28 protein-coding genes are annotated in these 23,598 nt (G+C 70.4%); 13 read left to right on the top strand and 15 right to left on the bottom strand.

Going from position 1 to position 23,598, the window contains the following annotated elements; translation table 11 throughout:
- Positions 1-3: 3 nt before the first annotated feature.
- The 3 genes from ABZX02_RS33515 to ABZX02_RS33505 are packed head-to-tail and all read right to left on the bottom strand — an operon-like array spanning position 4 to position 2,591.
- Positions 4-1,029 carry a ferrochelatase gene (locus ABZX02_RS33515; protein WP_355304277.1) on the bottom strand — a complete coding sequence of 342 codons (1,026 nt, stop codon included), beginning with the start codon at positions 1,027-1,029 and terminating at the stop codon, positions 4-6.
- Positions 1,030-1,081: 52 nt separating this feature from the next.
- Positions 1,082-1,849, bottom strand: a complete 768-nt coding sequence (gene fabI, locus ABZX02_RS33510) for an enoyl-ACP reductase FabI (RefSeq protein WP_089912176.1) — start codon at positions 1,847-1,849, stop codon at positions 1,082-1,084.
- A gap of 37 nt (positions 1,850-1,886) precedes the next feature.
- Complete coding sequence (locus ABZX02_RS33505; RefSeq protein WP_355304275.1) at positions 1,887-2,591, bottom strand: beta-ketoacyl-ACP reductase; 705 nt, start codon at positions 2,589-2,591, stop codon at positions 1,887-1,889.
- A gap of 108 nt (positions 2,592-2,699) precedes the next feature.
- On the opposite strand from ABZX02_RS33505, the gene ABZX02_RS33500 reads away from it, so the two are divergent.
- The gene (locus ABZX02_RS33500) at positions 2,700-5,279 is read left to right on the top strand and encodes an FAD-binding and (Fe-S)-binding domain-containing protein (RefSeq protein ID WP_355304273.1); all 2,580 of its coding nucleotides are present in this window, start codon (positions 2,700-2,702) and stop codon (positions 5,277-5,279) included.
- On the opposite strand, the gene ABZX02_RS33495 is transcribed toward ABZX02_RS33500, so the two are convergent.
- Positions 5,259-6,548 (bottom strand): MFS transporter, encoded by a 1,290-nt coding sequence (locus ABZX02_RS33495; protein ID WP_355304271.1) that lies wholly within the window; start codon positions 6,546-6,548, stop codon positions 5,259-5,261. The genes ABZX02_RS33500 and ABZX02_RS33495 overlap by 21 nt on opposite strands.
- Positions 6,549-6,867: 319 nt before the next feature.
- On the opposite strand from ABZX02_RS33495, the gene ABZX02_RS33490 reads away from it, so the two are divergent.
- From ABZX02_RS33490 to ABZX02_RS33475, 4 genes are read left to right on the top strand one after another with little or no spacing between them, the layout of a single operon-like run.
- Positions 6,868-7,527, top strand: coding sequence for a response regulator transcription factor (locus ABZX02_RS33490; RefSeq protein ID WP_355304269.1), 660 nt, complete (start codon positions 6,868-6,870; stop codon positions 7,525-7,527).
- Positions 7,528-8,832, top strand: coding sequence for a HAMP domain-containing sensor histidine kinase (locus tag ABZX02_RS33485; RefSeq protein ID WP_355304267.1), 1,305 nt, complete (start codon positions 7,528-7,530; stop codon positions 8,830-8,832).
- Positions 8,829-9,692 (top strand): TAXI family TRAP transporter solute-binding subunit, encoded by an 864-nt coding sequence (locus tag ABZX02_RS33480; RefSeq protein WP_355304265.1) that lies wholly within the window; start codon positions 8,829-8,831, stop codon positions 9,690-9,692. Before ABZX02_RS33485 ends, ABZX02_RS33480 begins: the two co-directional genes overlap by 4 nt.
- Positions 9,689-10,222 (top strand): dihydrofolate reductase family protein, encoded by a 534-nt coding sequence (locus ABZX02_RS33475; protein ID WP_355304263.1) that lies wholly within the window; start codon positions 9,689-9,691, stop codon positions 10,220-10,222. The genes ABZX02_RS33480 and ABZX02_RS33475 overlap by 4 nt, the downstream gene beginning before the upstream one ends.
- Here the strand turns inward: ABZX02_RS33475 and ABZX02_RS33470 are convergent.
- Genes ABZX02_RS33470 through ABZX02_RS33450 form a run of 5 tightly spaced genes read right to left on the bottom strand, consistent with a single transcriptional unit; the run spans position 10,207 to position 14,430 of the window.
- On the bottom strand, positions 10,207-11,172 hold the full coding sequence (locus ABZX02_RS33470) for a VWA domain-containing protein (protein WP_355304261.1): 966 nt from the start codon (positions 11,170-11,172) through the stop codon (positions 10,207-10,209). The two genes, ABZX02_RS33475 and ABZX02_RS33470, sit on opposite strands and share 16 nt — an antisense overlap.
- The gene (locus ABZX02_RS33465) at positions 11,169-12,050 is read right to left on the bottom strand and encodes a DUF58 domain-containing protein (RefSeq protein WP_355304399.1); all 882 of its coding nucleotides are present in this window, start codon (positions 12,048-12,050) and stop codon (positions 11,169-11,171) included. The genes ABZX02_RS33470 and ABZX02_RS33465 overlap by 4 nt, the downstream gene beginning before the upstream one ends.
- Before the next feature lie 59 nt (positions 12,051-12,109).
- Positions 12,110-13,159 carry a MoxR family ATPase gene (locus ABZX02_RS33460; protein ID WP_355304259.1) on the bottom strand — a complete coding sequence of 350 codons (1,050 nt, stop codon included), beginning with the start codon at positions 13,157-13,159 and terminating at the stop codon, positions 12,110-12,112.
- A gap of 60 nt (positions 13,160-13,219) precedes the next feature.
- Positions 13,220-13,750 (bottom strand): NTP transferase domain-containing protein, encoded by a 531-nt coding sequence (locus ABZX02_RS33455; RefSeq protein WP_355304257.1) that lies wholly within the window; start codon positions 13,748-13,750, stop codon positions 13,220-13,222.
- Positions 13,747-14,430, bottom strand: a complete 684-nt coding sequence (locus ABZX02_RS33450) for a TetR/AcrR family transcriptional regulator (RefSeq protein ID WP_355304255.1) — start codon at positions 14,428-14,430, stop codon at positions 13,747-13,749. The genes ABZX02_RS33455 and ABZX02_RS33450 overlap by 4 nt, the downstream gene beginning before the upstream one ends.
- A gap of 77 nt (positions 14,431-14,507) precedes the next feature.
- On the opposite strand from ABZX02_RS33450, the gene ABZX02_RS33445 reads away from it, so the two are divergent.
- Complete coding sequence (locus ABZX02_RS33445) at positions 14,508-15,416, top strand: ATP-binding cassette domain-containing protein (protein ID WP_355304253.1); 909 nt, start codon at positions 14,508-14,510, stop codon at positions 15,414-15,416.
- The gene (locus ABZX02_RS33440; RefSeq protein ID WP_355304251.1) at positions 15,413-16,156 is read left to right on the top strand and encodes an ABC transporter permease; all 744 of its coding nucleotides are present in this window, start codon (positions 15,413-15,415) and stop codon (positions 16,154-16,156) included. The genes ABZX02_RS33445 and ABZX02_RS33440 overlap by 4 nt, the downstream gene beginning before the upstream one ends.
- Here ABZX02_RS33440 and ABZX02_RS33435 read toward each other — a convergent pair.
- Positions 16,143-17,015, bottom strand: coding sequence for an aldo/keto reductase (locus ABZX02_RS33435; protein WP_355304249.1), 873 nt, complete (start codon positions 17,013-17,015; stop codon positions 16,143-16,145). The genes ABZX02_RS33440 and ABZX02_RS33435 overlap by 14 nt on opposite strands.
- A 27-nt stretch (positions 17,016-17,042) precedes the next feature.
- Between ABZX02_RS33435 and ABZX02_RS33430 the strand changes: the two genes are divergently transcribed.
- The 4 genes from ABZX02_RS33430 (at position 17,043) to ABZX02_RS33415 (ending at position 19,553) form a co-directional block, all read left to right on the top strand.
- Complete coding sequence (locus tag ABZX02_RS33430) at positions 17,043-17,384, top strand: DUF2203 domain-containing protein (RefSeq protein WP_355304247.1); 342 nt, start codon at positions 17,043-17,045, stop codon at positions 17,382-17,384.
- A gap of 93 nt (positions 17,385-17,477) precedes the next feature.
- On the top strand, positions 17,478-18,026 hold the full coding sequence (locus ABZX02_RS33425; protein WP_355304245.1) for an isochorismatase family protein: 549 nt from the start codon (positions 17,478-17,480) through the stop codon (positions 18,024-18,026).
- Positions 18,023-18,925, top strand: a complete 903-nt coding sequence (locus ABZX02_RS33420) for a DJ-1/PfpI family protein (RefSeq protein WP_355304243.1) — start codon at positions 18,023-18,025, stop codon at positions 18,923-18,925. The genes ABZX02_RS33425 and ABZX02_RS33420 overlap by 4 nt, the downstream gene beginning before the upstream one ends.
- Before the next feature lie 73 nt (positions 18,926-18,998).
- A complete protein-coding gene (locus tag ABZX02_RS33415; RefSeq protein ID WP_355304241.1) occupies positions 18,999-19,553 on the top strand; it encodes an isochorismatase family protein in 555 nt (184 codons plus the stop codon).
- On the opposite strand, the gene ABZX02_RS33410 is transcribed toward ABZX02_RS33415, so the two are convergent.
- The 3 genes from ABZX02_RS33410 to ABZX02_RS33400 are packed head-to-tail and all read right to left on the bottom strand — an operon-like array spanning position 19,550 to position 20,793.
- On the bottom strand, positions 19,550-19,720 hold the full coding sequence (locus tag ABZX02_RS33410) for a KOW motif-containing protein (protein WP_355304239.1): 171 nt from the start codon (positions 19,718-19,720) through the stop codon (positions 19,550-19,552). The genes ABZX02_RS33415 and ABZX02_RS33410 overlap by 4 nt on opposite strands.
- Before the next feature lie 45 nt (positions 19,721-19,765).
- Positions 19,766-20,155: a hypothetical protein gene (locus ABZX02_RS33405; RefSeq protein ID WP_355304237.1), complete on the bottom strand. Its 390-nt coding sequence runs from the start codon at positions 20,153-20,155 to the stop codon at positions 19,766-19,768.
- Positions 20,152-20,793, bottom strand: coding sequence for an epimerase (locus ABZX02_RS33400; protein WP_355304235.1), 642 nt, complete (start codon positions 20,791-20,793; stop codon positions 20,152-20,154). The genes ABZX02_RS33405 and ABZX02_RS33400 overlap by 4 nt, the downstream gene beginning before the upstream one ends.
- A gap of 17 nt (positions 20,794-20,810) precedes the next feature.
- Here ABZX02_RS33400 and ABZX02_RS33395 point away from each other — a divergent pair, with 17 nt between their 5' ends.
- Complete coding sequence (locus ABZX02_RS33395) at positions 20,811-21,593, top strand: hypothetical protein (RefSeq protein WP_355304233.1); 783 nt, start codon at positions 20,811-20,813, stop codon at positions 21,591-21,593.
- Here the strand turns inward: ABZX02_RS33395 and ABZX02_RS33390 are convergent.
- Positions 21,574-22,095 carry a TetR/AcrR family transcriptional regulator gene (locus tag ABZX02_RS33390; protein WP_355304231.1) on the bottom strand — a complete coding sequence of 174 codons (522 nt, stop codon included), beginning with the start codon at positions 22,093-22,095 and terminating at the stop codon, positions 21,574-21,576. The genes ABZX02_RS33395 and ABZX02_RS33390 overlap by 20 nt on opposite strands.
- A gap of 46 nt (positions 22,096-22,141) precedes the next feature.
- Between ABZX02_RS33390 and ABZX02_RS33385 the strand changes: the two genes are divergently transcribed.
- A complete protein-coding gene (locus ABZX02_RS33385) occupies positions 22,142-22,627 on the top strand; it encodes a GNAT family N-acetyltransferase (protein ID WP_355304229.1) in 486 nt (161 codons plus the stop codon).
- Between the two features lie 41 nt (positions 22,628-22,668).
- Here ABZX02_RS33385 and ABZX02_RS33380 read toward each other — a convergent pair whose 3' ends face one another.
- Positions 22,669-23,577, bottom strand: coding sequence for a hypothetical protein (locus ABZX02_RS33380; protein ID WP_355304227.1), 909 nt, complete (start codon positions 23,575-23,577; stop codon positions 22,669-22,671).
- Positions 23,578-23,598 lie beyond the last annotated feature (21 nt).

Raw genomic sequence — 23,598 nt, 5'->3', positions numbered from 1 at the left:
CGTTCAGGCGCGGGCGGGCCTCTTGGCCGGCTCGCAGCACAACGGCGCACAAGGCGCACCGTTGACCGTGCACCCCGCCGACGTGAAGGATGACAACTTCCGCGCCGGCGCACCGGAAGTGTGCTCGGCCACCAGCTCCGTCACGAGCTCCGCGAACCGCGGGTCCCCGTTGGGCGTGGCGGCGCGGGCGAACTCCATGCCCAGCTCGGCCGCACGCTCGCGGGCCTCCGTGTCGAGGTCCCACACCACCTCGAGGTGGTCGGACACGAACCCGATCGGGCACACCACGACACCGGTGACGCCCTTGGCGTGCAAGGCGTCGATGTGGTCGACGATGTCCGGCTCGAGCCACGGGATCTGCGGCGGGCCCGAGCGCGACTGCCACACGACGTCGTACTCGGTGATGCCGAGCTCCAGAGCGACCAGGCGGGACGCCTCGACGACCTGGCGCGAGTAGCGGTAGCCGCCTTCGGAGGGCGGGCCGGCGGCCTTGTCGGCCGACACCGGAACCGAGTGCGCGGTGAAGACGACGCGGTACGAACCGGACAACGACTGCGCGGCGGCACGGATGCCGTCGGCGAAGGAGGAGACGAAGAGCGGGTGGTCGAAGAAGTGGCGCAGCTTCACCAGTTCCGGGCCGCCCGGCACGGCCTGCAGCGCGCGGACGATGTCCTCGTCGTACTGCCGGCAGGCGGAGTAGCCGCCGTACGCGCTCGTCGGGAACACAAGTGCGCGCTGGACCCCGTCGGCCTTCATCTGGGCGACGGTGTCCTCGACCATGGGGTGCCAGTTGCGGTTGCCGAAGTAGATCGGCAGCTCGAAACCGCGGGCCTTGACGGCCTCGATGGCTTCCAGGTTCAGGCGGTTGATCGGCGAGACGCCGCCGAAGTGCTGGTAGTGGGCCTCGACCTCGTCCAGCCGCTCCGGCGGCACGCCACGTCCGCGAACCACGTTCTCCAGGAAGGGACGGACGTCCTCAGGACCTTCTGGGCCGCCGAACGACAGCCAGAGCAGCGCATCGAAACTCACCACTCCATCCAATCAGACGCCCGAACCCCTCACACGACGAACGCGTGTGACCTCAGAGACCCAGGAAGTGCACGCCGCCGTCGACGAACACCATCGATCCCGTGGTGGCCGGGAACCAGTCGGACAGCAGGCCGCACACGGACTTCGCGACCGGCGTGGGGTCGTCGACGTCCCACGACAGCGGGGCCTTCTCGCCCCACATCTTCTCCAGCTCGCCGAAGCCGGGGATGGACTTCGCGGCCATGGTGCGGACCGGGCCGGCCGAGATGAGGTTCACGCGGATGCCGTCCGGGCCGAGGTCGCGCGCCATGTAGCGGTTGATCGACTCGAACGCCGCCTTGGCCGCGCCCATCCAGTTGTACGCGGGCCACGCCTGACGGGCGTCGAAGTCGAGGCCTACGACCGACGAACCGTGCGACAGCAACGGACGCACGGCCTGCACGAGCGCCTTGTACGAGTACGCCGACACGTGCATCGCGACGGAGACGTCCTCCCACGGCGCGTCCATGAACGGGGCGCCGAGGCAGCTCTGCGGCGCGAAGCCGATGGCGTGCACGACGCCGTCGAGGCCGTCGACGTGCTCGCGGACGCGGTCGGCGAGCGTGTCGAGGTGCTCCTGGTTCTGCACGTCGAGCTCGACGACGGGGGCGGGTTTGGGCAGGCGCTGGGCGATGCGCTGCACGAGGCTCATCCGGCCGAACCCGGTCAGCACGACCTCCGCACCCTGTTCCTGGGCGACGCGTGCGACGTGGAAGGCGATCGACGCGTCGGTGATGACACCGGTGATCAGCAGTCGCTTGCCTTCGAGCAGTCCGGTCACTTGGTCCAACCCTTTCGCTGTGAGGGAGTTCGGGAGATCAGTGGCCCATGCCGAGGCCGCCGTCGACCGGCAGCACGGCACCGTTGATGTAGCCGGCCTCGTTCGCGGCGAGGAACGTGACGGCGCGCGCGATCTCGTCGGCGGCGCCGTAACGACCGGCCGGGATCTGCTTCAGGGCGGCCTCGCGGACGGCCTCGGGCAGCTCGTTCGTCATGTCCGTGGTGATGAAGCCGGGCGAGACAACGTTCGCGGTGATGTTGCGCGAGCCGAGCTCCAGCGCGATCGAGCGCGCCATGCCGACCATGCCCGCCTTGGACGCCGCGTAGTTCACCTGGCCGGGGCCACCGGTCAGGCCGACGACCGACGAGATGAAGACGATGCGGCCGAACTTCTTGCGCAGCATGCCGCGGGAGGCGCGCTGGGCGAACCGGAACGCGCCGGTCAGGTTCGCGTCGACGACCGACGTGAACTGCTCCTCGCTCATGCGCAGCAGCAGCGTGTCCTGCGTGATGCCCGCGTTGCAGACGAGCACCTCGACGGGACCGTGGGCGGCCTCGACCTCGGAGAAGGCCGCGTCGATCTCCTCGGAGTTCGTCACGTCGCACTTCACGCCGAGCAGGCCTTCGGGAGCGCCGGACCCGCGGTGGGTCACCGCGACCTTGTCGCCCTGGGCCGCGAACGCCTGCGCGATCGCGAGGCCGATGCCGCGGTTGCCTCCGGTGACCAGAACGGACCGACTCACTAGCTCTCCTGGGAATCGCTGCTGGTTGACCGGGTGAGGCTATCGGCTACCGGCAGGTAGACCGGCATCGGCGGGGACATGTCACACCAGCCGGGGCATGATCGGGTGATGCGGGCCTTCCTCGATCAACTCCGCCGCGACGTGGACGGTGACGTCCTCGACGACCCGGCGAGCCGGGCGCTGTACTCGGCGGACGCGTCGAACTACCGGCACGTGCCGCGGGTGGTCGTCCGTCCACGCACGACGGACGCGGTGGTCGCGGCGGTCGGGCTGGCCGCGGAGCACGGCGTGCCGATCACCAGCCGGGGCGCCGGGACGTCCATCGCGGGCAACGCCTGCGGCACCGGGCTGGTGCTCGACTTCAGCCGGTACCTCCACTCGTTCGAGATCTCCGGCGACCGGGCGCTGGTCCAGCCGGGAGCGGTCCTGGACCGGATCAACGCGGCGGCGGGCGACCACCTGTTCGGCCCCGATCCGTCCACACACTCGCGGTGCACCATCGGCGGGATGATCGGCAACAACGCGTGCGGCGCGCACTCGGTGAAGTGGGGCAAGACCAGTGAGAACGTCACGAACCTGAGTGTGCTCACGGTCGATGGCCGCACGTTCGACACCGCGAACCCACCACAGCTCGCGCTGCCGTCGCACGACTCGGCGTGGTTCCCCCGGCTCAGCCGCCGGGTCAGCGGGTACGCGCTGGACGCCCCGACGCTGACGCAGCAACTCGTCGGCACCGAGGGCACGTGCGTCGTGCTCCTGGGCGCGGAACTGAAGCTGGTCCGCCGGCCGGAGCGCCGCGTTCTCGTCGTGCTCGGCTTCGCGGACACCTACGAGGCCGCCGACCAGGTCATGCAGATCGAGGACGCCCTCGCGATCGAGGGCCTCAACGAGTCACTGGTGCGGAGCGTGCGCTCCCGCCCCGACCTGCCGGAAGGCCGCAGCTGGCTGTTCGTCGAGGTCGAGGAGAACCCCGAGCGCGTCGCCGGGATCACGAAGAACTCGATGATCATCCACGACCCCGCGCACCAGCGGGCGCTGTGGCGGATCCGTGAGGACGGCGCCGGGCTCGCCACCCGCATGGCCGACGGCAGCGAGGCGTGGTCGGGCTGGGAGGACTCGGCCGTCCCGCCCGAACGCCTCGGCACCTACCTGCGCGAGTTCGACCAGCTGCTCACGCGGTACGGCCGGCGCGGCATCACCTACGGCCACTACGGCGAGGGGTGCATCCACGTCCGGATCGACTTCGACTTCTCGCACGGCCACCGCGCGTTCCTGGAGGAGGCCGCCGACCTGGTCGTGAGCCACGGCGGCAGCCTGTCGGGCGAGCACGGCGACGGGCAGGCGCGGTCCGAGCTGCTCGGCCGCATGTACCCGCCGGAGGCGATCAGGGCGTTCGGCGAGTTCAAGCGCGCGTTCGACCCGCGCAACCTGCTCAACCCCGGCCGGATCGTGGAGCCGCTCAAGCTCGACGACGACCTGCGGGTGCTCGTGGCTCCGCCGAGGATCCCGACGCGAGCGGAGTTCGCGAGCGACACGCGCCGGTGCGTCGGCGTCGGCAAGTGCCTGAACACCAGCGGCGGCGTGATGTGCCCGAGCTACCGCGTCACCAAGGAGGAGAAGCACTCCACGCGAGGCCGCGCGCATCTGCTGTTCGAGATGCTCAACGGTGACGTGATCAAGGGTGGCTGGCGCTCCAAGGAGGTGGCCGAGGCGCTCGACCTCTGCCTGGGGTGCAAGGGCTGCAAGCGCGACTGTCCGGTCGACGTCGACATGGCGAGCTACAAGGCCGAGTTCCTGCACGAGCACTACAAGAAGCGCGTCAGGCCGCTCTCCCACTACGCCATGGGCTGGCTGCCGACGTGGCTGAAATACGGGCTCGTCAACCGGTTCACCGCGAAGCTCGGCCGGTTCGCGGGCATCACACCGGAACGCGAGCTGCCGCGCCAGACCACCCGCCTGGTCCGCCAACTGCACCCGATGGGCCAGGGCGATCCGGTGCTGCTGTTCCCCGACACGTTCACGAACCACTTCGAGCCGGGTGTCGGCCTCGACGCCGCGACCGTGCTGGCGCACCTCGGAAACCGCGTCGAGGTGCCGTCGATGAACGTCTGCTGTGGACTGACGTGGCACTCGACCGGTCAGCTCGGCAAGGCCCGCCGGGTGCTCGAACGCACGGCGCGGGCGTTGCTGCCGTGGACGAGCCAGGGCGTTCCGGTGATCGGCCTGGAACCGAGCTGCACGGCGTTCCTGCGCGCCGAGGGGCCGAGGTTGTCGGACGACCCGGCGGTGCAAGCGCTTGCCAAGGCCACGAAGACGTTCGCCGAGCAAGTCGCCCCGAAGCTGCCGGAGTTCGACGGCGCACGGGAGGCCGTCGTGCAGACCCACTGCCACCAGTACGCCGAGCTCGGCTTCGAGCCCGACCGCGCCGCGATGGCGAAGGCGGGCCTGAAGCCGACGGTCGTGCAGGGGTGCTGCGGCCTGGCCGGCAACTTCGGGTTCGAGAAGGGCCACTACGACGTCTCGATCGCGTGCGCCGAGCAGGACCTGCTGCCCGCGTTGCGCGCCAACGAGGACGCGCTGGTGATCGCGGACGGCTTCAGCTGCCGCACGCAGATCCGGCACACCACCGAACGCAGGCCGGTGCACCTCGCCGGCGCGCTCGCCGCGCTACTCCCGGTCGAGGACTGAGTCCTTCGACGTCTCGCGCATGAACCCGTAGAACAGCAGGGAGATCAGCACGCACCCGGCGACGTAGTAGAAGAACACCGACTCCATCCCGGCCTGCTTGAACCACAGCGCCACGTACTCGGCCGTGCCACCGAAGATCGCCACCGTCAGGGCGTACGGCAGGCCGACGCCGAGCGCGCGGATGTTCGTCGGGAACAGCTCGGCCTTCACGATCGCGTTGATCGACGTGTAGCCGGTGACGATCACCAGGCCGCCGAGCATCAGCAGGAACGCGGGCAGCGCCTCCGAGGTCTGCGCGAGCGTCGACAGCAACGGCACGGTCGCCAGCGTGCCCAGCACGCCGAACCCGAGCAGCAGCGGGCGCCGGCCGATCCGGTCCGACAACGCACCCGCAAGCGGTTGCAGCACCACGAACACGAGCAGCGCGGCGAAGTTGATCCAGCTGACGGTCGCGGCGTCGATCTTGCTCGTGTTCACCATGAACTTCTGCAGGTACGTGGTGAACGTGTAGAACGCGACCGTGCCACCGAGCGTCAGGCCGACGACGAGCAGGCATTCCTTGGGGTGCTTGAGCAACGCCTTGAAGGTGCCCTTGTCCTGGCTCTCCTTCTGCTTCTCGAAGTTCGACGACTCGTCCATGCCGCGCCGCAGCCACATCACGACGATCGCCCCGGTCGCGCCGATGACGAACGCGATCCGCCAGCCCCACTCCGTCATCTCCGCCTTGGACAGGAACTGCTGCAACACGATCTGCACGCCCAGCGCCACCAGCTGCCCGGCCGTCAACGTCACGTACTGGAAGCTCGAGTAGAACCCGCGGCGTGCCGGAGAGGCCACTTCGGACAGATAGGTCGCCGAGGTCGCGTACTCACCGCCGACGGAGAGCCCCTGCAGCAACCGGGCCAGCACCAGCAGGACCGGTGCCGCCACACCGATCGAGGCGTACGACGGGGTCAGGGCGATGATCAGCGAGCCCGCGGCCATCAGCGTGACGGACAACGTGAGCGCGGCCCGGCGTCCGTGCCGGTCGGCGTAGCGGCCGAGCAGCCAGCCGCCCAGCGGGCGCATGAGGAAGCCGACGGCGAACACGGCGGCGGTGTTGAGCAGTTGCGCGGTCTGATCGCCCTTGGGGAAGAACGCCGCCGCGAAGTAGATGCTGAACGCTGTGTAGGCGTACCAGTCGTACCACTCGATGAGGTTGCCGACCGACCCGCGCAGCACGTTCGCCACCACTCGGCGTTCGCCGCTCTTCTCCTGAACCACTGTCATGCCGGACACCATCGCGACGGCTCCGCGCCCGTCACAACCGGCCCGGAGCCTTCTTTACAGTCACTTAGGGCCATTTGGCGGACACGCACGGCAGTGATCGGTGGCGGTAGGTTCGGCTTCCGACACGATGTTCCGGGAGGTCACGCACGGTCGCCACGCACTCGGGAGGCGACGAGCCGCAGGCGAGGTACGGACAGCAGGTCGTCCTGTTCGTCGAGGCGGCGAGGGCGGACCTCGGCACCGACGAACAGGCATATTTACAGTCGCTTAAGCGCCTCTACACACCACGGAAACGACCGCCATGACCGATACTGCTCGAATGCGGGTGCTGTTGGTCGAAGACGACGACGGTGTCGCCGACGCCCTGGTGGAAGCGCTGCGGGCGAACGGGCACCGGCCTTCCCGCGTGCGCCGGGGCTCCGACGCGCTGATCGCCCACCGCGACGCCGACGTGGTGCTGCTCGACCTCGGCCTGCCCGACCAGGACGGCCTGGAGGTGCTGCGCAAGCTCCGCAAGATCGACCCGGTGCCGGTGCTCGTGCTGACCGCTCGCGGCGACGAACGCACGGTGGTGCGCGGGCTGCGGCTCGGCGCGGACGACTACCTGGTCAAACCGGTGCGGCTGGCCGAGCTGCTCGCCCGCATCGACGCGGTGTCGCGGCGCAGTGCGGCGCGGTCGCAGGAACCGGACGAGCTCGTGCGGGTGTCCGATGTGGAGATCGACCTGCAGAGCCGTCAGGTCGTGGTCGGCGGGCGGGAGATCTCGTTGACCACCAAGGAGTTCGACGTGCTGGCGGTGCTGGCGCGGCGGCCCGGCACGGCGGTGAGCCGGCAGCAGCTGATGGACGAGGTGTGGGGCAACGCGTTCGTGGCCGTGTCGCGGACGCTCGACGTGCACCTCACGCAGCTGCGCGCCAAGCTCGACCGGCCGGGGCTGCTGCACACGATCCGCGGTTTCGGCTACCGGCTCGGTGAGTAGATGCGGCAACGGTTGCTGTTGGTGCTGCTGCTGTTCTCGCTCTCGGCGGTGACGGCGTTCGCCTTCCCGTTGCTGATGAGCGTGGCCTCGGAGCGCACCCAGCAGTTCGTGATCAGCCGCACCGCCGACCTGGACCGCTTCGCCACCCTGCCGGTCGACGTCGTGGTGTCCGAGGCCGAGCGCTACGCCGAGGTCTACGGCGAGGAGATCGTGGTCGTCGACGCGGCGGGCACCCCCGTCGTCGAGTCGGGCATGACGGCGCGGGACGTGTCCGCGCAGATCGACGCCGCGTTGCGCAACCAGCCGGCAAGGGCCGTGCCGACCGTGCTGCCGTGGAGCGGCGGGGACGTGCTGTTCGCCCGGCCCGTCGGCATCGGCACGAAGGTCGCGGGTGCGGTGGTGCTGCGGGCTTCCACGGAGGTGGCGGCGCTGGACGTGGCACGGCGGTGGGCGCTCGTGCTGGCCGGGGCGTTGCTGGCGGCGTGCGCGTGCGTGCTGCTGGCACTCGTGGTGTCGCGGTGGCTGCTGCGGCCGTTGAAGGAGCTCGACCGGGGTGTCCGGGCCGTCGCGGAGGGGCAGCGGCGCACGCACGTGGCCGACACGGCCGGTCCGGCCGAGCTGCGGGCGTTGTCGGAGTCGTTCAACCGCATGTCCGACGCCGTCGCCGAGGCCGCCGACCAGCAACGCCGACTGATCGCCGACGCCTCGCACCAGCTGCGCAACCCCATGGCGGCACTGCGGTTGCGCGTCGACATGCTGCCGTCCAACGGCTCGCTGCTCACCGAGGTCGAACGGCTGGAGTCGTTGCTGGACGGGCTCCTCGCGCTCGCCTCGGCCGAGAGCACCGCCACCGAACGGGCGGCAGGCGGCGTCGAGCCCGAGCTCGCCGACCTCCAGGTCGTGGCGCACGACCGGGTCGACGCCTGGCGGGCCGCCGCGCAGGCCGAGGGCGTCACGATCACCATCGACGACCGGACGCCCGGACTCGTGCGGTGCGCGGTGTCGGACCTGGCCCAGGTGCTGGACGTGTTGCTGGACAACGCCATCAAGTACGGCGCGACCGAGGTCACCGTGATCTGCGACCGCGCCACCCTCACCGTGCGCGACAACGGCCCCGGCCTGTCCAAAAAGGACATCAAGCACGCCACCGAACGGTTCTGGCGCGGCGACGACTCACGGCGCGGCACGGGACTGGGGCTCGCGATCGCGGAACGGATCGTCACCGCCCACGACGGGAAGCTGAAGCTGCACACCGACAACGGCCTGGTGGCCACGGTCGAGCTGCCGAAGGAGCCGCTGCTGTGAAGCGCAGGACGTTCCTCCTCGGCACGCTCGCCCTCACCGCGTGCGGCACGAGCGAGCCGTCCGGCACCATCCGGATCGCGGGCGGCGAACCCGGCGGTTTCTACCACGACTTCGCCGCCCTGCTCTCGCGCCTCGCCCCCAGCCCGCTCACCATCACGCCGATCCAGACCGGCGGCAGCGCCGACAACCTGGAACACCTCCGCGAGGGCACCGCGGACATCGGCCTGTCCCTCAGCGACAGCGCCCACATGGAACCCGGCCTCGTCGCCCTCGGCCGCGTGTACGAGAACTACCTGCAGCTCGTGGTGCTGAAGGACTCGCCGTACACGACCGCCGCCGACCTCGTCGGCAAGCCGGTGTCCCTCGGCGCGGACGGGTCCGGTGCGGCACTGCAGGGTTCCCGGCTCGGGCTCGGCGTCCAGGAGGAGCACTACCCGCTGCGCAACGCCGTCGACGCCCTCAAGTCCGGGGAGATCGCCGCCCTGCTGTGGTCCGGCGGCGTCCCCACCCCGGAGCTCGACAAGGCGAGCGGCATCCGGCTACTCCCGCTCGACGGCTTCCTGCCGAAGCTGCGCCAGGAGCACGGCAAGGTCTACGAACGCGTGGACGTCCGCATGGGCGTGTACGGCTCCCCCGCCGACGTGCCCACGATCGGCACGCCGAACCTGCTGGTGTGCCGGCCTGATCTCAGCGCCGAGTACGCGGGCGCGGTCGTGCGGCTGCTCGTCGGCCGGGCTGCGGAACTCGTGCCGCAGCAGGCGCTCGGCACCCAGTACCTCGACGTGCGCAGTCTCATCGACACGGGCAAGGTGCCGCTGCACCCCGGCGCGGCGGCGGAATACCGGAGGCTTCACGGATGATCAGCACCATGGCGTCGGTCTCGCTGGACGGCTTCTTCGAGGGCCCGGACCACGACATCGACTGGCACCACATGAGCGACGAGCTGCACCTGCACATCAACGCGGAGCTCGCGAAGTTCGGCACGTTCGTCGACGGCCGCCGCAACCACGAGCTGATGCTCGGCGCCTGGCCGCACGCCGAGGACCACCCCGAGTGGCCGCAGGCGATGCGCGACTTCGCGCCGATCTGGCGCAACGCCCGCAAGATCGTGTACTCGCGCACGAAGACGTTCACCGGCTGGAACACCGAGACCCGCACCGAGGTCGACCCCGCCGAGATCCGCGCGCTGCCCGGTGACGTCATGGTGGGCGGTAACGAGCTGCTGCAGACGTTCTTCGAGCACGACCTGGTCGACGAGGTCCGGCTCTACCTCAACCCGGTCGCGATCGGCGCCGGCACACCGTTCTTCCGGAAGCCGAACGCCCTGGCGCTGGGGAGCACCAGGGCGTTCGGCAACGGGGTCGTGGAGCTGATCTACGGCAGGCGCTGACCCAGCACCAACGCGGCCGCGGCGGCGAACATCGCCGTCATCGTGCCGAGCAGCAGCCACGGTTTCGACGCGTCCGCCTGCTTCTTCTCGTACCCGATCTGCTCGCCGAGCGTGTCGTAGACGCGGCGCAGCTCCTCAGCCGAGGCGGCCTTGAAGAACTCGCCACCGGAGATCTTCGCGATCTCCTTCATCGAGTCGTCGTCGACGGGCACGGACTGCTGCCGGCCCTCGATGTCGACCACGCCGTCCTCGGTGCCGAACGAGATCGTGGAGATCGGGATCCCGGCCTTCTTCGCGTCCTCGGCCGCGTCGAACGCCTTGCGCGTGCCGACGGTCTCCTTGCCGTCCGTCATCAGCACGATGCGGGCGGGCGGAGGACCTTCGGCGCCGCCGACGACCTTGCCGAACGAGTCGATCGACGCCATCGCGGCCACCAGCGCGTCGCCGGTCGCGGTCGACTGGGCGAGCTTGAGCCCGTCGATCGACTGCGAGACGGCGGCGCGGTCGGTGGTCGGCGCGACCAGCACCGTGGCGGAGCCCGCGAAGGAGATCAGGCCCAGGTTGATGCCCGGAGTGAGGCCCTCGGCGAACGACTTGGCGGCCACCTGCGCGGCCTCCAGGCGCGACGGCTTCACGTCGGTGGCCTTCATCGACAGCGACACGTCGACCACGAGCATCACGGTCGCGCGGTTGCGCGGCACCCGTTGCTCGGACGTCGGACCGGCCAGCGCCACCGTCAGCAACGCCAGCGCGGCCAACAGGAACGCCGCCGGGACGTGCCGCGACCAGCGTTCCCGCTTGGGCGCGACCTTCTCCAGCAGCTCCAGGTTCGTGAACCGCAGTACCCGCTTGCGGCGCATCGACTGCGCCGCCACGTAGCCGGAGGTCAGCGCCGCGACGCCGATCAGCAGGAAGAAGAACCCCGGGGCGACGAAGTTCGAGAAGCTCACGCGACACCCCCAGACCAGCGGCGCTTGCGCGCCACCACGAAACGAACCGTGTCCGCGATCCAGTCCGAGTCGGTCCGCAGCACCAGGTGCCCGGCGCCCGCGCGGCGCAGTCCCGCCGCCACCTCGGCCCGGTGTTCCGCGGCCGCGGCGTTGAACTCCTTGCGCAGCAACGCGGACGCGGTCACCTCGCGCTGCCGGCCGCTCTCCGGGTCGGACAGCACGACGGTGCCGACCTCGGGCAGGTCGACGTCACGCGGGTCGACGACCTCGATCGCCACGAGGTCGTGCCGGGCGGACAGGGCGCGCAACGGCCGTTGCCACTCCATGCCGCCGAGGAAGTCGGAGAGCACCACGATCAGGCCGCGGCGGCGCGGCGGGCGGCGCAGTTGTTCCAGCAACGCCGCCAGGTCGCCGCGCGTGCCCTCTTCGGCCCGCGGCGTCTCGGCGATCTTGCGGATCATGCCGCGCGCATGGGCGAGGCCGCCGCGCGCGGGGATGCGGATGCTCTCGGCACCGGTCGACACCGCGGCGCCGATCCGGTTGCCGCCGCCCCGCGTCAGGTGTGCGACCGCGGCCGTCGCGGCGACGACGAGGTCGCGCTTCTCGCAGGCGGCGGTGCCGAAGTCGAGCGACGGCGACAGGTCGACCGCGAGCCACGTCTCCAGCTCGCGGTCGGCGACCGTCTCGCGGATGTGCGGGACCGTCGTGCGCGCCGTGACCGCCCAGTCCATCCGGCGCACGTCGTCGCCGGGCTGGTAGGTCCGCGCCTCACCGGGCTCGGTGCCCGGTCCCGGCACGAGGCCGAGGTGGTTGCCCTGCAGCAGGCCGTCCAGGCGGCGCCGGACGTCGAGCTCGAGCATGCGCAGCGCGGCCTCCATGCGGACGCCGCGCAGCACGGGCGGCGCCCACGAAGGGCGCTCCTCGGCCTTCTCGCGGCTCACTGCCTACCAGCCGGGACCGGCTGCTGCGGACGGGCCGACACCTGCGGCAGCGGCACGATCTGGAGCACGCGGGTGATGATGTGGTCGATCGGCACGCCGTCGGCCAACGCGTCGTACGAGAGCACGAGGCGGTGGCGCAGCACGTCCGGGACGACGTCCACGACGTCCTGCGGCAGCACGTAGTCACGGCCGCGCACGAGCGCGAGGGCACGTGCGGCGGCGATGATGCCGAGCGACGCACGCGGTGAGGCACCGTAGGCGACCCAGCCGGCGACGTCGGTGAGGCCGTGCTCGGCCGGGGCGCGGGTCGCGATCACGAGGCGCACCACGTAGTCGACGAGCGCGTGGTGGACGAAGACGCGCGACGCGACGCCCTGCAGGCGCACCAGTTCCTCGGGCGAGAGGACCTGGTTCGGCGTGGGCGCCTCGACGCCCATGCGGTAGACGATCTCGCGCTCTTCCTCGGCCGTGGGGTACTCGACCTGGATCTTGAACAGGAAGCGGTCGCGCTGCGCCTCGGGCAGCGGGTACACGCCCTCGTTCTCGATCGGGTTCTGGGTCGCCAGCACGAGGAACGGGTTCGGCATCGGGAAGGTCTTGCCACCGATGGACACGTGCCGCTCGGCCATGACCTCGAGCATCGCCGACTGCACCTTGGCGGGCGCGCGGTTGATCTCGTCGGCGAGCACGAAGTTCGCGACGACGGGGCCGAGCTCGACGTCGAACGCCTCGCTGGACTGGCGGTAGATGCGGGTGCCGAGGATGTCGGCGGGCACCAGGTCGGGCGTGAACTGCACGCGGGAGAACGACCCGCCGACCACGCGGGCGAACGTCTCCACGGCGAGCGTCTTCGCGACGCCCGGCACACCTTCGAGCAGCAGATGGCCCTTGGCCAGCAGACCCACGAGCATCCGCTCGACGAGCCGGTCCTGGCCGACGATCACCCGCTTCACCTCGAACACGGTGCGTTCGAGCAGCTGGGCGTCACGAGCCGGGGTGACGGGCGCCGATGCGTTCGGCGTTGCCTCGGCGGCGGGCTCGGTCACGTGCGGGCCTCCATGCGGAACAGGGTTTACCGATCGTTGACAGTCTTACTCTTCGCCTGTTCAACCGCTGTGAAGGGTGTCCAGGTCGTCCGGCGTGTCGACGTCCCGCGCCTCACCGGGCAAAGCGGACACTTCGACGGGGTCGAGCGCGAGCAGGGTCCGCCGCAGCGGCAGGTCCGCCGGGTCGTCCGGCAGGGCTTCGCGCAGCTCGGCGACGTTCCAGTAGCCGATCAGCCACTGCACCCGGTCGTCCCTGAGCACCGCGTTGCGACCGGTCGCGCGCAGCCGCGCGATGGTGTCCTTCGTCAGTCCCGGCTGGTCCACGGCGAGCACCGCGACCCACTCCTCGGTGACCTCCGCCAGCCCCGCGGCCAGTCCGGCGAGCGGACCGCCTCCCGGCGGGTCCTCGCGCGCCCAGGTCACACCGGGCAGATCCTTCTCCGGCCCCACAACGACTTTCCGCGTCGCGTCGTCCACAACGGACAGGACGTGGTCGAGCAGCGTGGCGTCCCGGAAGGACAGTGCGGCCTTGTCGACGCCGCCGAGCCGCTCACCCTTGCCGCCGGTCAGGACGATCACCGCGTACGTCACGACCGCCCTCCGATGTGCGCCGCGATGCCTTCCAGGAACAGGTGCAGGCCGAAGTCGAACTCGGCCGCCATGTCGTCGGCGTCGAGGAGGTCGTCCACGTCGAACACGCCGGCCGCGACGATCTTCGCGAGTGCGGGCATCCGGCGCGGGTCGGCGATCGCGCGCAGCCGCTCGCCGTACTCGCGGCTGAACTGGGCCGGGTCCTGCTCGAAGCCCTGCGTCAGCGCGATGTTCAGCCACGCCTCGCCGTGCACGAACGTCATCAGGCTCATCACCACGCCGACCTTCTCCCCCGGCTCGAGCGGGGTGCCGTCGAGCGCCCCCAGCGCTCTGTCGAACCAGAGCAGGCTCTTGGGGCCGCTCGGCGGGCCGTTCAGCGGGATCTGCAGGAACCACGGGCGTCTGCGGATGCCGGCGAGCAACGCCTTCGCCCACACCTCGACCTTGCCGCGCCACTCCCCCTCCGGCAGTGGCGGCGGCTCGTCGAACGCGGCGTCCGCCATCAGCTGGAGCAGCTCGTCCTTGCTCTTCACGTGCCGGTAGAGGGCCATCGTGGCGTTGCCCATCTCCTGGGCGACGCGGGCCATCGACACGGCGGCGAGCCCCTCGGCGTCCGCGACCGCGATGGCGGCTCGCGTGATGTCGGCGGCGTCGATGGTCGGCTTGCGCCCCCTCTTCATACCCCCTAGTCAAACAGATGCGTATGCCATACGCTAATTTGGGTTTTGCGTATGAGGTACGCATAAAAGGGGGTTCGATGATCGTCGAGACAGAGGGTCTGACGAAGAGGTACGGCTCGACCGCGGTGCTGGCCGGGCTGGACCTGAAGGTCGCGGAAGGGTCCGTGCTCGCGTTGCTCGGGCCGAACGGCGCCGGCAAGACCACCACGATCCGCATCCTGACCACGCTGACCAGGCCGGACGGCGGCGCGGCGCGGGTGTGCGGGTTCGACGTGGTGCGTTCCGCGGCGGACGTGCGCGGCGTGATCAGCCTGACCGGCCAGTACGCGGCGGTCGACGAGGAGCAGACCGGCCGCGAGAACCTGGTGATGATCGGCCGGCTGCGTCGTTCGAGCAGGTCTGCGGCACGCGCCCGAGCAGGCGAGCTGCTGGAGCGGTTCGACCTCGTGGACGCGGCGGACCGCCGGGTGCGCACGTACTCGGGTGGCATGCGGCGGCGCCTCGACCTCGCGATGAGCCTGGTGGCGCGGCCGCGGCTGCTGTTCCTGGACGAGCCGACCACCGGCCTCGACCCGGTCAGCCGCACGACGATGTGGGACGCGATCGGCGACCTGGTGCGCGACGGCGTGACGATCTTCCTCACCACCCAGTACCTGGAGGAGGCCGACCGCCTGGCCGACCGGATCGTGGTGCTGCACAACGGGGGCGTGGTGGCCGACGGCACCGCGGACGCGTTGAAGAACTCGGTCGGCGGCACCCGGCTCGACCTCGTGTTCTCGTGCGCCGAGGACGCCCTGCGCGCCCGGGACGTGGTCGGCGGGGTGGTGGACGGGCCGACACTGAGCGTGCCGTCCGACGGCAGCGCGGCGCACCTGCACCGCGTGCTGGACGACCTGCGAGTGGCGCGGGTGGGCGTGCTGCGGGTGTCCGCGCACCGCCCGACCCTGGACGACGTGTTCACCTCGTTGACGGCGGTGGCCGCATGACCGCCTCGCTGACGATGGTCGGCCGCAGCATCCGGCTGAGCCGCCGCAACCTCGACCTCGTGATCATGGCGATCGTGCTGCCGGTGCTGATGATGGCGCTGTTCGTGTACGTGTTCGGCGGCGCGATCAGCCCGACGCAGTCCTATGTGGACTACGTGGTGCCCGGCATCCTGGTGCTGTGCACGGGGTACGGCGCCACGTCCACCGCGATGTCGGTGACCGACGACATGCGCAAGGGCGTGGTCGACCGGTTCCGCTCGATGCCGATCAGCGGGTTCTCCGTGCTGACCGGCCACGTCGTCGCCTCAGTCGCCCGCAACGCGCTCGCGACGTCCGCCGTCGTGCTGGTGGCGCTGCTGATGGGCTTCCGGCCCTCGGCCTCGGCCGGGTCCTGGGTCCTGGCGATGGGGCTGCTGGCGCTGTACGTGCTCGCGCTGTCGTGGCTCGCGGCGGGCTTCGGTGTGATCGCGCGGACCGTCGAGTCGGCCAGCCTGCTCGGGTTCTTCATGCTGTTCGTCCCGTACCTGAGCAGCGCGTTCGTGCCGGTGGCGACGATGCCGTCCTGGCTGCGCGCCGTCAGCGAGCACCAGCCGATCACGCCGGTGATCGAGACCGTGCGCGCCCTGCTGAACGACCAGCCGGTCACCTCCGGCTGGCTCGCGCTGGCGTGGTCGGGCGGCCTGCTGCTCGCGGCGTTCGGCTGGGCCACGTGGTTGTTCAGCCGGATCAGCCGCCGTTGAGGTGCGCGGCGTCGAGGCGGGTGAGCTCCTCCGGTGTCAGGTCGAGCGAGCCCGCCTCGACGTTCTCCCGCAGGTGGCGCGGATCCCCCGTGCCGGGGATGACCAGGACGTGCGGCCCGCGCGCCAGCGTCCACGCGAGCCGGACCTGGGCGGGCGTGACGTGCCGGTCCCGTGCGATGTCCGTGACGACGTCGTCCTCGGCCGACGTGCCGGCCTCCTGGTTCGCCCCGGCGAGCGCGAAGAACGGCACGAACGCGATCCCGCGCTCCCCGCACACGCCGAGGAAGTCGTCCTGCTCGGGGTGGTGCCCGAGCCCGTAGGAGTTCTGCACGCACACGACCTCGTCGATCCGCTGGGCCTGGTCGAGGTGGTGCGGCCGGACGTTGGACAGCCCGAGGTGCCGGACCAGCCCCTCCTGCCGCAGCAGCGCGAGCGCCTCGAAGTGCGCGCTGAGGTCGTCGAGCCCGCTGATCCGCAGGTTCACCACGTCGAGGTGGTCGCGCCCGAGCTGCCGCAGGTTCTCCTCGACCTGCCCGCGCAGCTGCCGCGGCGTCGCGAGCGGCAACCACTCCCCCGACGGCGTGCGACCGGGCCCGACCTTGGTGACGATCACCAGGTCCTCCGGGTACGGCGACAGAGCGCTGTTGATGAGCTCGTTGGCCGACCTCGTGGCCGAGAAGTAGAACGCGGCCGTGTCGATGTGGTTGACCCCGAGCTCCACCGCCGTGCGCAACACCTCGACCGCCTGGTCCCGCCCGCGCGGCTCGGCACGGGGGTCGAACGCCGTCCCCCGCTGCGGCAGCCGCATCGCGCCGAACCCGACCCGGTTCACGGTGAGGTCACCCAGTCGCCACGTCATTCCGCCCACTGTGCCAGCCTTGACGCCGTGGGACTGTTCACGCTGGACGAAGCCAGGACCGAACTCGCGCGGCTCCTGCCGGTGCTGGACGAGATCGTCCGCCTGCGCGCCGACGCGGCCGAGCTCGCGGTGGGCGGCTCGGCGCTCGGCGGGTTGCCGGAGTTCAAGGCGGCGCAGGCGCGGCTCGACGAGCTGATGGAGGCGGTCCAGGGGACCGGGGCGGAGCTGAAGGGCTTCGCGCCGCTGCTCGTGGACTTCCCGTCCGAGCGCGACGGTGTGCCGGTGCTGTTGTGCTGGGTGGAGGGCGACCGCGAGCTGACCTGGTACCACCGGGCGGACCTGGGGTTCGCTGGGCGGCGACGGCTTTAGCCACAGGTGATCTTGGCGCGGTGACCGGATCCGTCCGCTCCTCGCCCGGCCCGTGCCTGTTCCCGCCTCCCGCCCGCGACCAGGCTGGTGGGCATGAAGCGAGCATTGATCGTCGTCGACGTCCAGGAGTCCTTCCGCCAGCGCGCCAACTGGGCCGAGGTGTCGAACCCGGACGTCGTCGGTCAGGTGAACCGGCTGGTCGACCTGAGCCGCGACAACGGCGACCTCGTCGTGTGGGTGCTGCACTCCGAGCCCGGCACCGGTGACGTCTTCGACCCCGCGCTCGGGCACGTGCGGCTGATCGACGGCCTGAAGCCGCTCGACGACGAGCCGGTCCTCACCAAGACCGCGCACAACGCGTTCACCACCACGAACCTGCAGCAGACGCTCACGCAGCGCGGTGTGCGGGAGTTGCTGGTCAGCGGCATCCGGACCGAGCAGTGCTGCGAGACGACGACGCGCGTCGGGTCGGACCTCGGGTTCGACATGACGTTCGTGACGGACGCGACGGCGACCATGCCGCTGCCGCACTGGCGGACCGGCGAGGTGATCGGGGTCGAGCAGATCATCGAGCGGACCGAGTACGTGCTGGCCGGGCGCTTCGCGCGGATCTCGGATGTCGCTACGCTGACCGGATCGTGACCAGAGTCGTCTTCCTGCTCGTACCGGGAGTGCACCTGCTCGACCTCGCGGGGCCGGCGCAGGTGTTCTCCAGCGCTGCCGATCTCGTGGGCGGGTACGTGTTGTCGTACGTGGGCGACGCGGACACCGTGCTCAGCCATCAGGGCGTGCCGCTCGGTGCGTCGCGTGACTTGCCCTCTCTCGAAGTGGACGACCTCGTGTTCGTGCCGGGGTGGCGGTCGCCGACGATCGTGGGGACCGGGCCGTTGAGCGCGCGTGCGTTGGCGTGGGTGCGCGCGCATCACGACGCGGGCGGCACGGTGGCGAGTGTGTGTGCCGGGGCGGATGCGCTGGGGCGCGCGGGTTTGCTCGATGGACGGCGCTGCACCACGCACCACGAACTGCAAGAGGAGCTCGCACGGCGTTATCCGGCCGCACAGGTCGTGCGCGACGTACTGTTCGTGGAGGACAACAGGGTCGTGACGTCGGCGGGCATCGCGAGCGGAATCGACCTCGCGCTGCACCTGGTCGCCGTGCGCCACGGGCCTACGGTCGCCGCCGCGATCGCGCGCACGATGGTCATTTACGCGCGCAGGAACGGTGACGACCAGCAAGCCAGCGTGTTGCTGCGGCACCGTTCGCACGTCAACGAGACGGTGCACCGCATTCAGGACGTCATCGAGTCACGGCTCGATGAACGCCTCTCGCTCGCGGAGCTGGCCCTCTACGCCGGGTGCAGCGAACGAACCGTGACGCGGCTCTTCGGCCGTGCGACGGGCATGACTCCGTTGAAGTACCAGCAGGCGTTACGCGTCGAACGAGCCGAACACCTCATCGGGCAGGGCGCCACGGTGGAGACCGCGGCACGCAACGTCGGCTTCGAAGACGCACGGATGTTGCGTCGTCTGCGTTCACGCTGAGCCACACGAGTGCGCCCGTCCACAGGCGACGAACACCCTTGCACGCAGCGGTGACAGGCCTAAGCTGACGCGGGTGACGACTCTGGCGAACCGCCCCAACACCGCGTTGCTCGTGATCGACGTGCAGAACGGCGTGGTCAATCACGCCCACAACCGAGACGAGGTCGTCGCCAACGTGGCCGCGCTCGTCGACAAGGCGCGCTCCGCCGGTGTAGACGTCGTGTGGGTCCAGCACAGCAGTGCCGAGTTCATGCCCAAGGAGTCCGACGCCTGGCAGTTCGTGCCCGAGCTGAAGCTCGCCGAGGGCGAACCGGTGGTGCACAAGACCTACGCCGACTCGTTCGAGGCGACCGATCTCGAAGAAGTGCTGGCGGGCAAGGGGATCGGCAGCCTCGTGGTGTCCGGCGCGCAGACCGACGAGTGCATCCGCTCGACGCTGCACGGCGCCATCGTGCGCGGCTACGACGCGCTGCTGGTCAGCGACGCGCACACGACGGAGGACCAGTCCGAGTGGGGCGCCCCCACCCCGGACAAGGTCATCGCGCACACGAACCTCTACTGGGAGAACCACACGGCGCCGGGCCGCACCGCGGGCGTGGTGAAGACCGAGGACGCCTTCAAGTCCTAGGCGGAGAACTTCTTCAGCTCGTCGGCCGAGAAGTAGTTCTGCGTCTGGTCGGTGACGCGCACGAGGATCTTGCCCCGGTCGTCGTCGAAGTGGACCACCGTGCCGACGTTGCCGGTCATGGTCGCGCCGGTGATCTGCACGGTGTCGCCGATCTTGAACTCACCCATGGCGACCGAGCGTAACGACGGGGGCCGGACCTCGCACGCCGAGCGTCAGGCCCGCGTGACGAGGTGCCTGCTCGGCAGGTAGTCGATCTTCCAGTCCTCGTACACGCCGGCGAGCCCGCACCCCAGGCACCGCAACCCGACGGTCAGCCAGCGCACCTCGCCGTCCGGCAGGCACGACGACCCGAGTGCGGCGGCGAACTCCTCGCCGCCGCACGTGCACGCGCACTCCTCCGCGTCGTCCTCGTCCCAGTGCTCCTCGGAGTCACCGATGAACTCCGCGAGCCCGCACCCGAGGCACGTCCGGCGCATCGCCTGGTCCTCGGTCAGCTGCACCGTGAACGACGTGCCGCGACACCCGCCGCAGACGGACTCGACGACGTGCGTGACCTCGTACCCGTCCTCCTGGTACGCGCGGATCGCCTCGTCGAGCGTCATCCCGCCACCCGGTTGATCTCGTCGCTGCGCAGCACGCGGTCCGCGTGCGCGCCCTTGGCCAGCGCGACCATCGCCCGTCCCAGCAACTCCGTGGTCGTGACGTACTTCGGCGCCACCCTCCGCAGCACCGGGAACAGCCACGAGGACCACGAGTAGAGGTAGCGGTAGATGCGTGTGCGCGACGTGATCCCGTGCAGCGGCTGGATGAAACCCGGCCGCACGACGAACACGGGCCGTTCCAACGCGAGCAGCTCGTTCTCCGTACGTCCCTTGACGCGCGCCCACATCGTCTTGCTGTCGGCGTCGGCACCTTCACCGGACACGTACACATAGGTGCCACCCACGACCCGTGCGGCCTCCACAGCGTAATCGTGCGTCACGGGCGTGTACTCGGCCTCGGTCAGTCCCGCGGAAGTCACGCCCATGCAGTAGAAGCACGCGTCCGCGCCGGCCAGTTCCGCGGCGACCGGCGACAGGTCCCCGAAGTCGGCGTGCACGACGTGGCGCAGCTTGGGATGGCTCGCGCTCGACGGCGAACGTCCCACGGTCACAACGGATTCCACGGCGGTGTCGAGCAGGCACTCGCGCAACGCGCCCTGACCGACCATTCCGGACGCACCGAAAATCACTACCTTCACTCCGTCAAACTAGCCGAGTGAACGCAACGATCTACCGCCGCGCGCCGGGTCCGGTGCCGGATCTGCCGACGACCGGTGTGCGCCCGGTCCGCGACGAGGACCACGAGGCGCTCGTCGGCCTGCTGGGCGAGTCGGAAGTCGGCTGGTGGCGCCTCTTCGGCCGGCCGGAGTCCAGCTTCGTGGTGGAGGCCGACGGCGTCGTGGCCGCGTCCCTCGTCACCGCCCACATGGGCAAGACCTGGCTCTCCCACGCCTCGGTCGCACCCGGACCGCTCGTCACGGCGGCCGTCGCGGCCTCGTTGCGCGCGACGGGTTCCGGCGTGCTCGTCCAGGTCGAAGAGGGCGACACCGACACCGCGGAGATGGTGACTCGGCTCGGTTTCACGGCCGAACCGGGCGAGCTGCCCGTGCTGGTCGTGGACGGCGCCCTGTTCACCGACTTCGACGGCTTCGCCCGCGAGTTCACGAAACTGCTCGACGACCACACGTGGGACGGCAACCTCGACGCCTTCAACGACATCCTGCGCGGCGGTTTCGGCACACCCGATCTCGGCTGGGTCTTCGAGTGGCGCAACTCCGCGCGGTCAAGGGTCGCGCTCGGGCACCCCGCCACGGTCGAGTGGCTCGAAGAGGTGCTTCGGATCTGCCACCCCGCCAACCGCGACAGCGTCCGCACGAGGATCGAGGCGGCGCGGCGCGGCGAAGGTCCGACGCTGTTCGACAAGATCGTCGAGATCATCGGCCACCACGGTCCCGGCGGTCAGGAATCCGTCGACCACGTCATCCTCGAACTGCGCTGAGAACGCGCTCGGCCTCGCCCGTCGCCAGCAGGTCGAGCAGCGCGCCCCGCAACAACGCGAGCTCACGGGTGCGTGACGCCAGCCCCTCGGCGGTATCGCGCACCTCCTCGGGCTGAGCGGCCCGCAACACCTCCAGCCAGTCCTCCACGGTCGCGCGCGCGAAGCCCGCCCACGGCCCGTCAGGCTCCACGAGAGAGCGTGCGTACGCCTCCAGCCACAACGTCAGCAACGGCCGGTGCGCGGGCGCGGACAGCCAGTCCCACAGCCGGTCGACCACGCCGGGTCCGGTGCCGATGTCGGCGAGCAACGCCAGCTCGTCGGCGCGCGCCCGTGCCAGCAATGCCTTGACCAGGCCTTCCTTGCTGTCGAACAGGTAGAGCAGCACGCGCGTGCTCGACCCGATCGCGGCTGCCAGCGGCCGCAGCGACACGTCGGCCAGGCCGTGGGTGAGCACGTACCGGTAGGCGGCTTCGAGCAGTTCGGTCTCACGGGCGGACGGCATGGGGCTATTCTCGCATTACTGAAACACTCGTGTCAGTGGAGGCATGATGCAGATCCGCCCACTCGGCCGGCCCGGTGACCTGGGCTGGGTGGTCCAGGCGCACGGCGAGCTCTACGCGCGGGAGTTCGCCTGGGACACCTCGTTCGAGGCGCTGGTCGCCAAGATCGTCGGTGACTACGCGACGGACCACGACCCCGCGAGAGAGGGAGCGTGGATCGCCGAGCTCGACGGCCAACGCGTCGGATGCGTGTTCTGCGTCCGTGAGGACGACACGACTGCGAAGCTGCGTGTGCTGCTGGTGCACCCGGACGCGCGTGGGCACGGCGCGGGCAACAAGCTCGTAGGCACGTGCGTCGACTTCGCGCGGAACGCCGGCTACGAGCGCATGGTGCTGTGGACGGTCGACGGCCTCAAGTCGGCCCGCAAGATCTACGAGGCGCACGGCTTCGACCTGGTGGAAGAGACCCCGCAACACAGCTTCGGCCACGACGTCACCGGTCAGCTCTGGACGCGCGTCCTGCGGACTTCATGACCGCGGGTGGCCCGCTCGCGGGAGCGGGCCACCGGCACCGGCTAGGAACAGGCCCAGGTGGACGGTCCCCAGAAGTTGTCCTCGGCACGCCACCTGCGGAAGCCCGCGAGCAGGCCGGTGTCCGTCACGCCCACGACGTGCAGGTCGGCGCTGGAGCCGACGTCACCGACGAGCGCGTCGCCCTGCCACGCGCCGTACCTGTTGCCGGACTTGAAGTACCCGCTGGCCAGCAGGCCGTCGCGGTTGATACCGATCGGGCTGCTCGGGTTGATCACGTAGTCGCGCACCACCGCTCCTGCGGGCGTCCACTCCCGCAGCTTGGTGAACGCGCGGTCGACGCGGCCGACCACCCTGCCGCTCTCGAACTTCTCGATCTGCACGGCGGGATAGCCGGCGATCTCCACCCTCGTGCCGTCGGCCGACCGGATCACCCCGCGGCGGAACGCGATGCGGCCCTCGTCGTCGATCCCGACGGCGTCCGCGGTCTCGATCAGCTCGTACGTGCCGGGGTTCGCGGCCTTCCACACGATCGTCGTGCTCCCGCCGTCGAGGTAGCCGATGACGTCGCCGAGCTCGTTGATGTCCTTGGCGAAGCCCTTGCGCCCGGCGGGCACCGGCAGGTGCTGCTTGGCACCGTCGCGGTACACGAAGGAACCGGCGTCGTCGATGGCGGCGACGTGGCCGCTCCCGTTGACGCCGGCCACCCGCCAGGCGCTCTCCGTGCCCGGCAGCTCGATCAGCTCCCGGTCGTGCCAGAGCAGCAGCACGCCCTCCTCGACCTGCCCGGCGAAGTACCGGCCGTCCGGGCTGGCGGCGCTCAGCGTCCCGCTGGGCGCGGTCGCCGGGAGCGGCAGGTCGGTCGGTCTCCAGACACAGCCGGACTGTGCCTGAGCGGGCACGGCGGCCGTCAGGACGGTGATGACGGCAGCGCACAACGCGGCCACGCGCATGGTGAATCCCCCAGGTCCACA

The sequence above is a fragment of the Lentzea sp. NPDC003310 genome (assembly GCF_040610935.1).
Lineage (GTDB): Bacteria > Actinomycetota > Actinomycetes > Mycobacteriales > Pseudonocardiaceae > Lentzea.
This window is presented reverse-complemented; position numbering and strand designations above follow the sequence as displayed.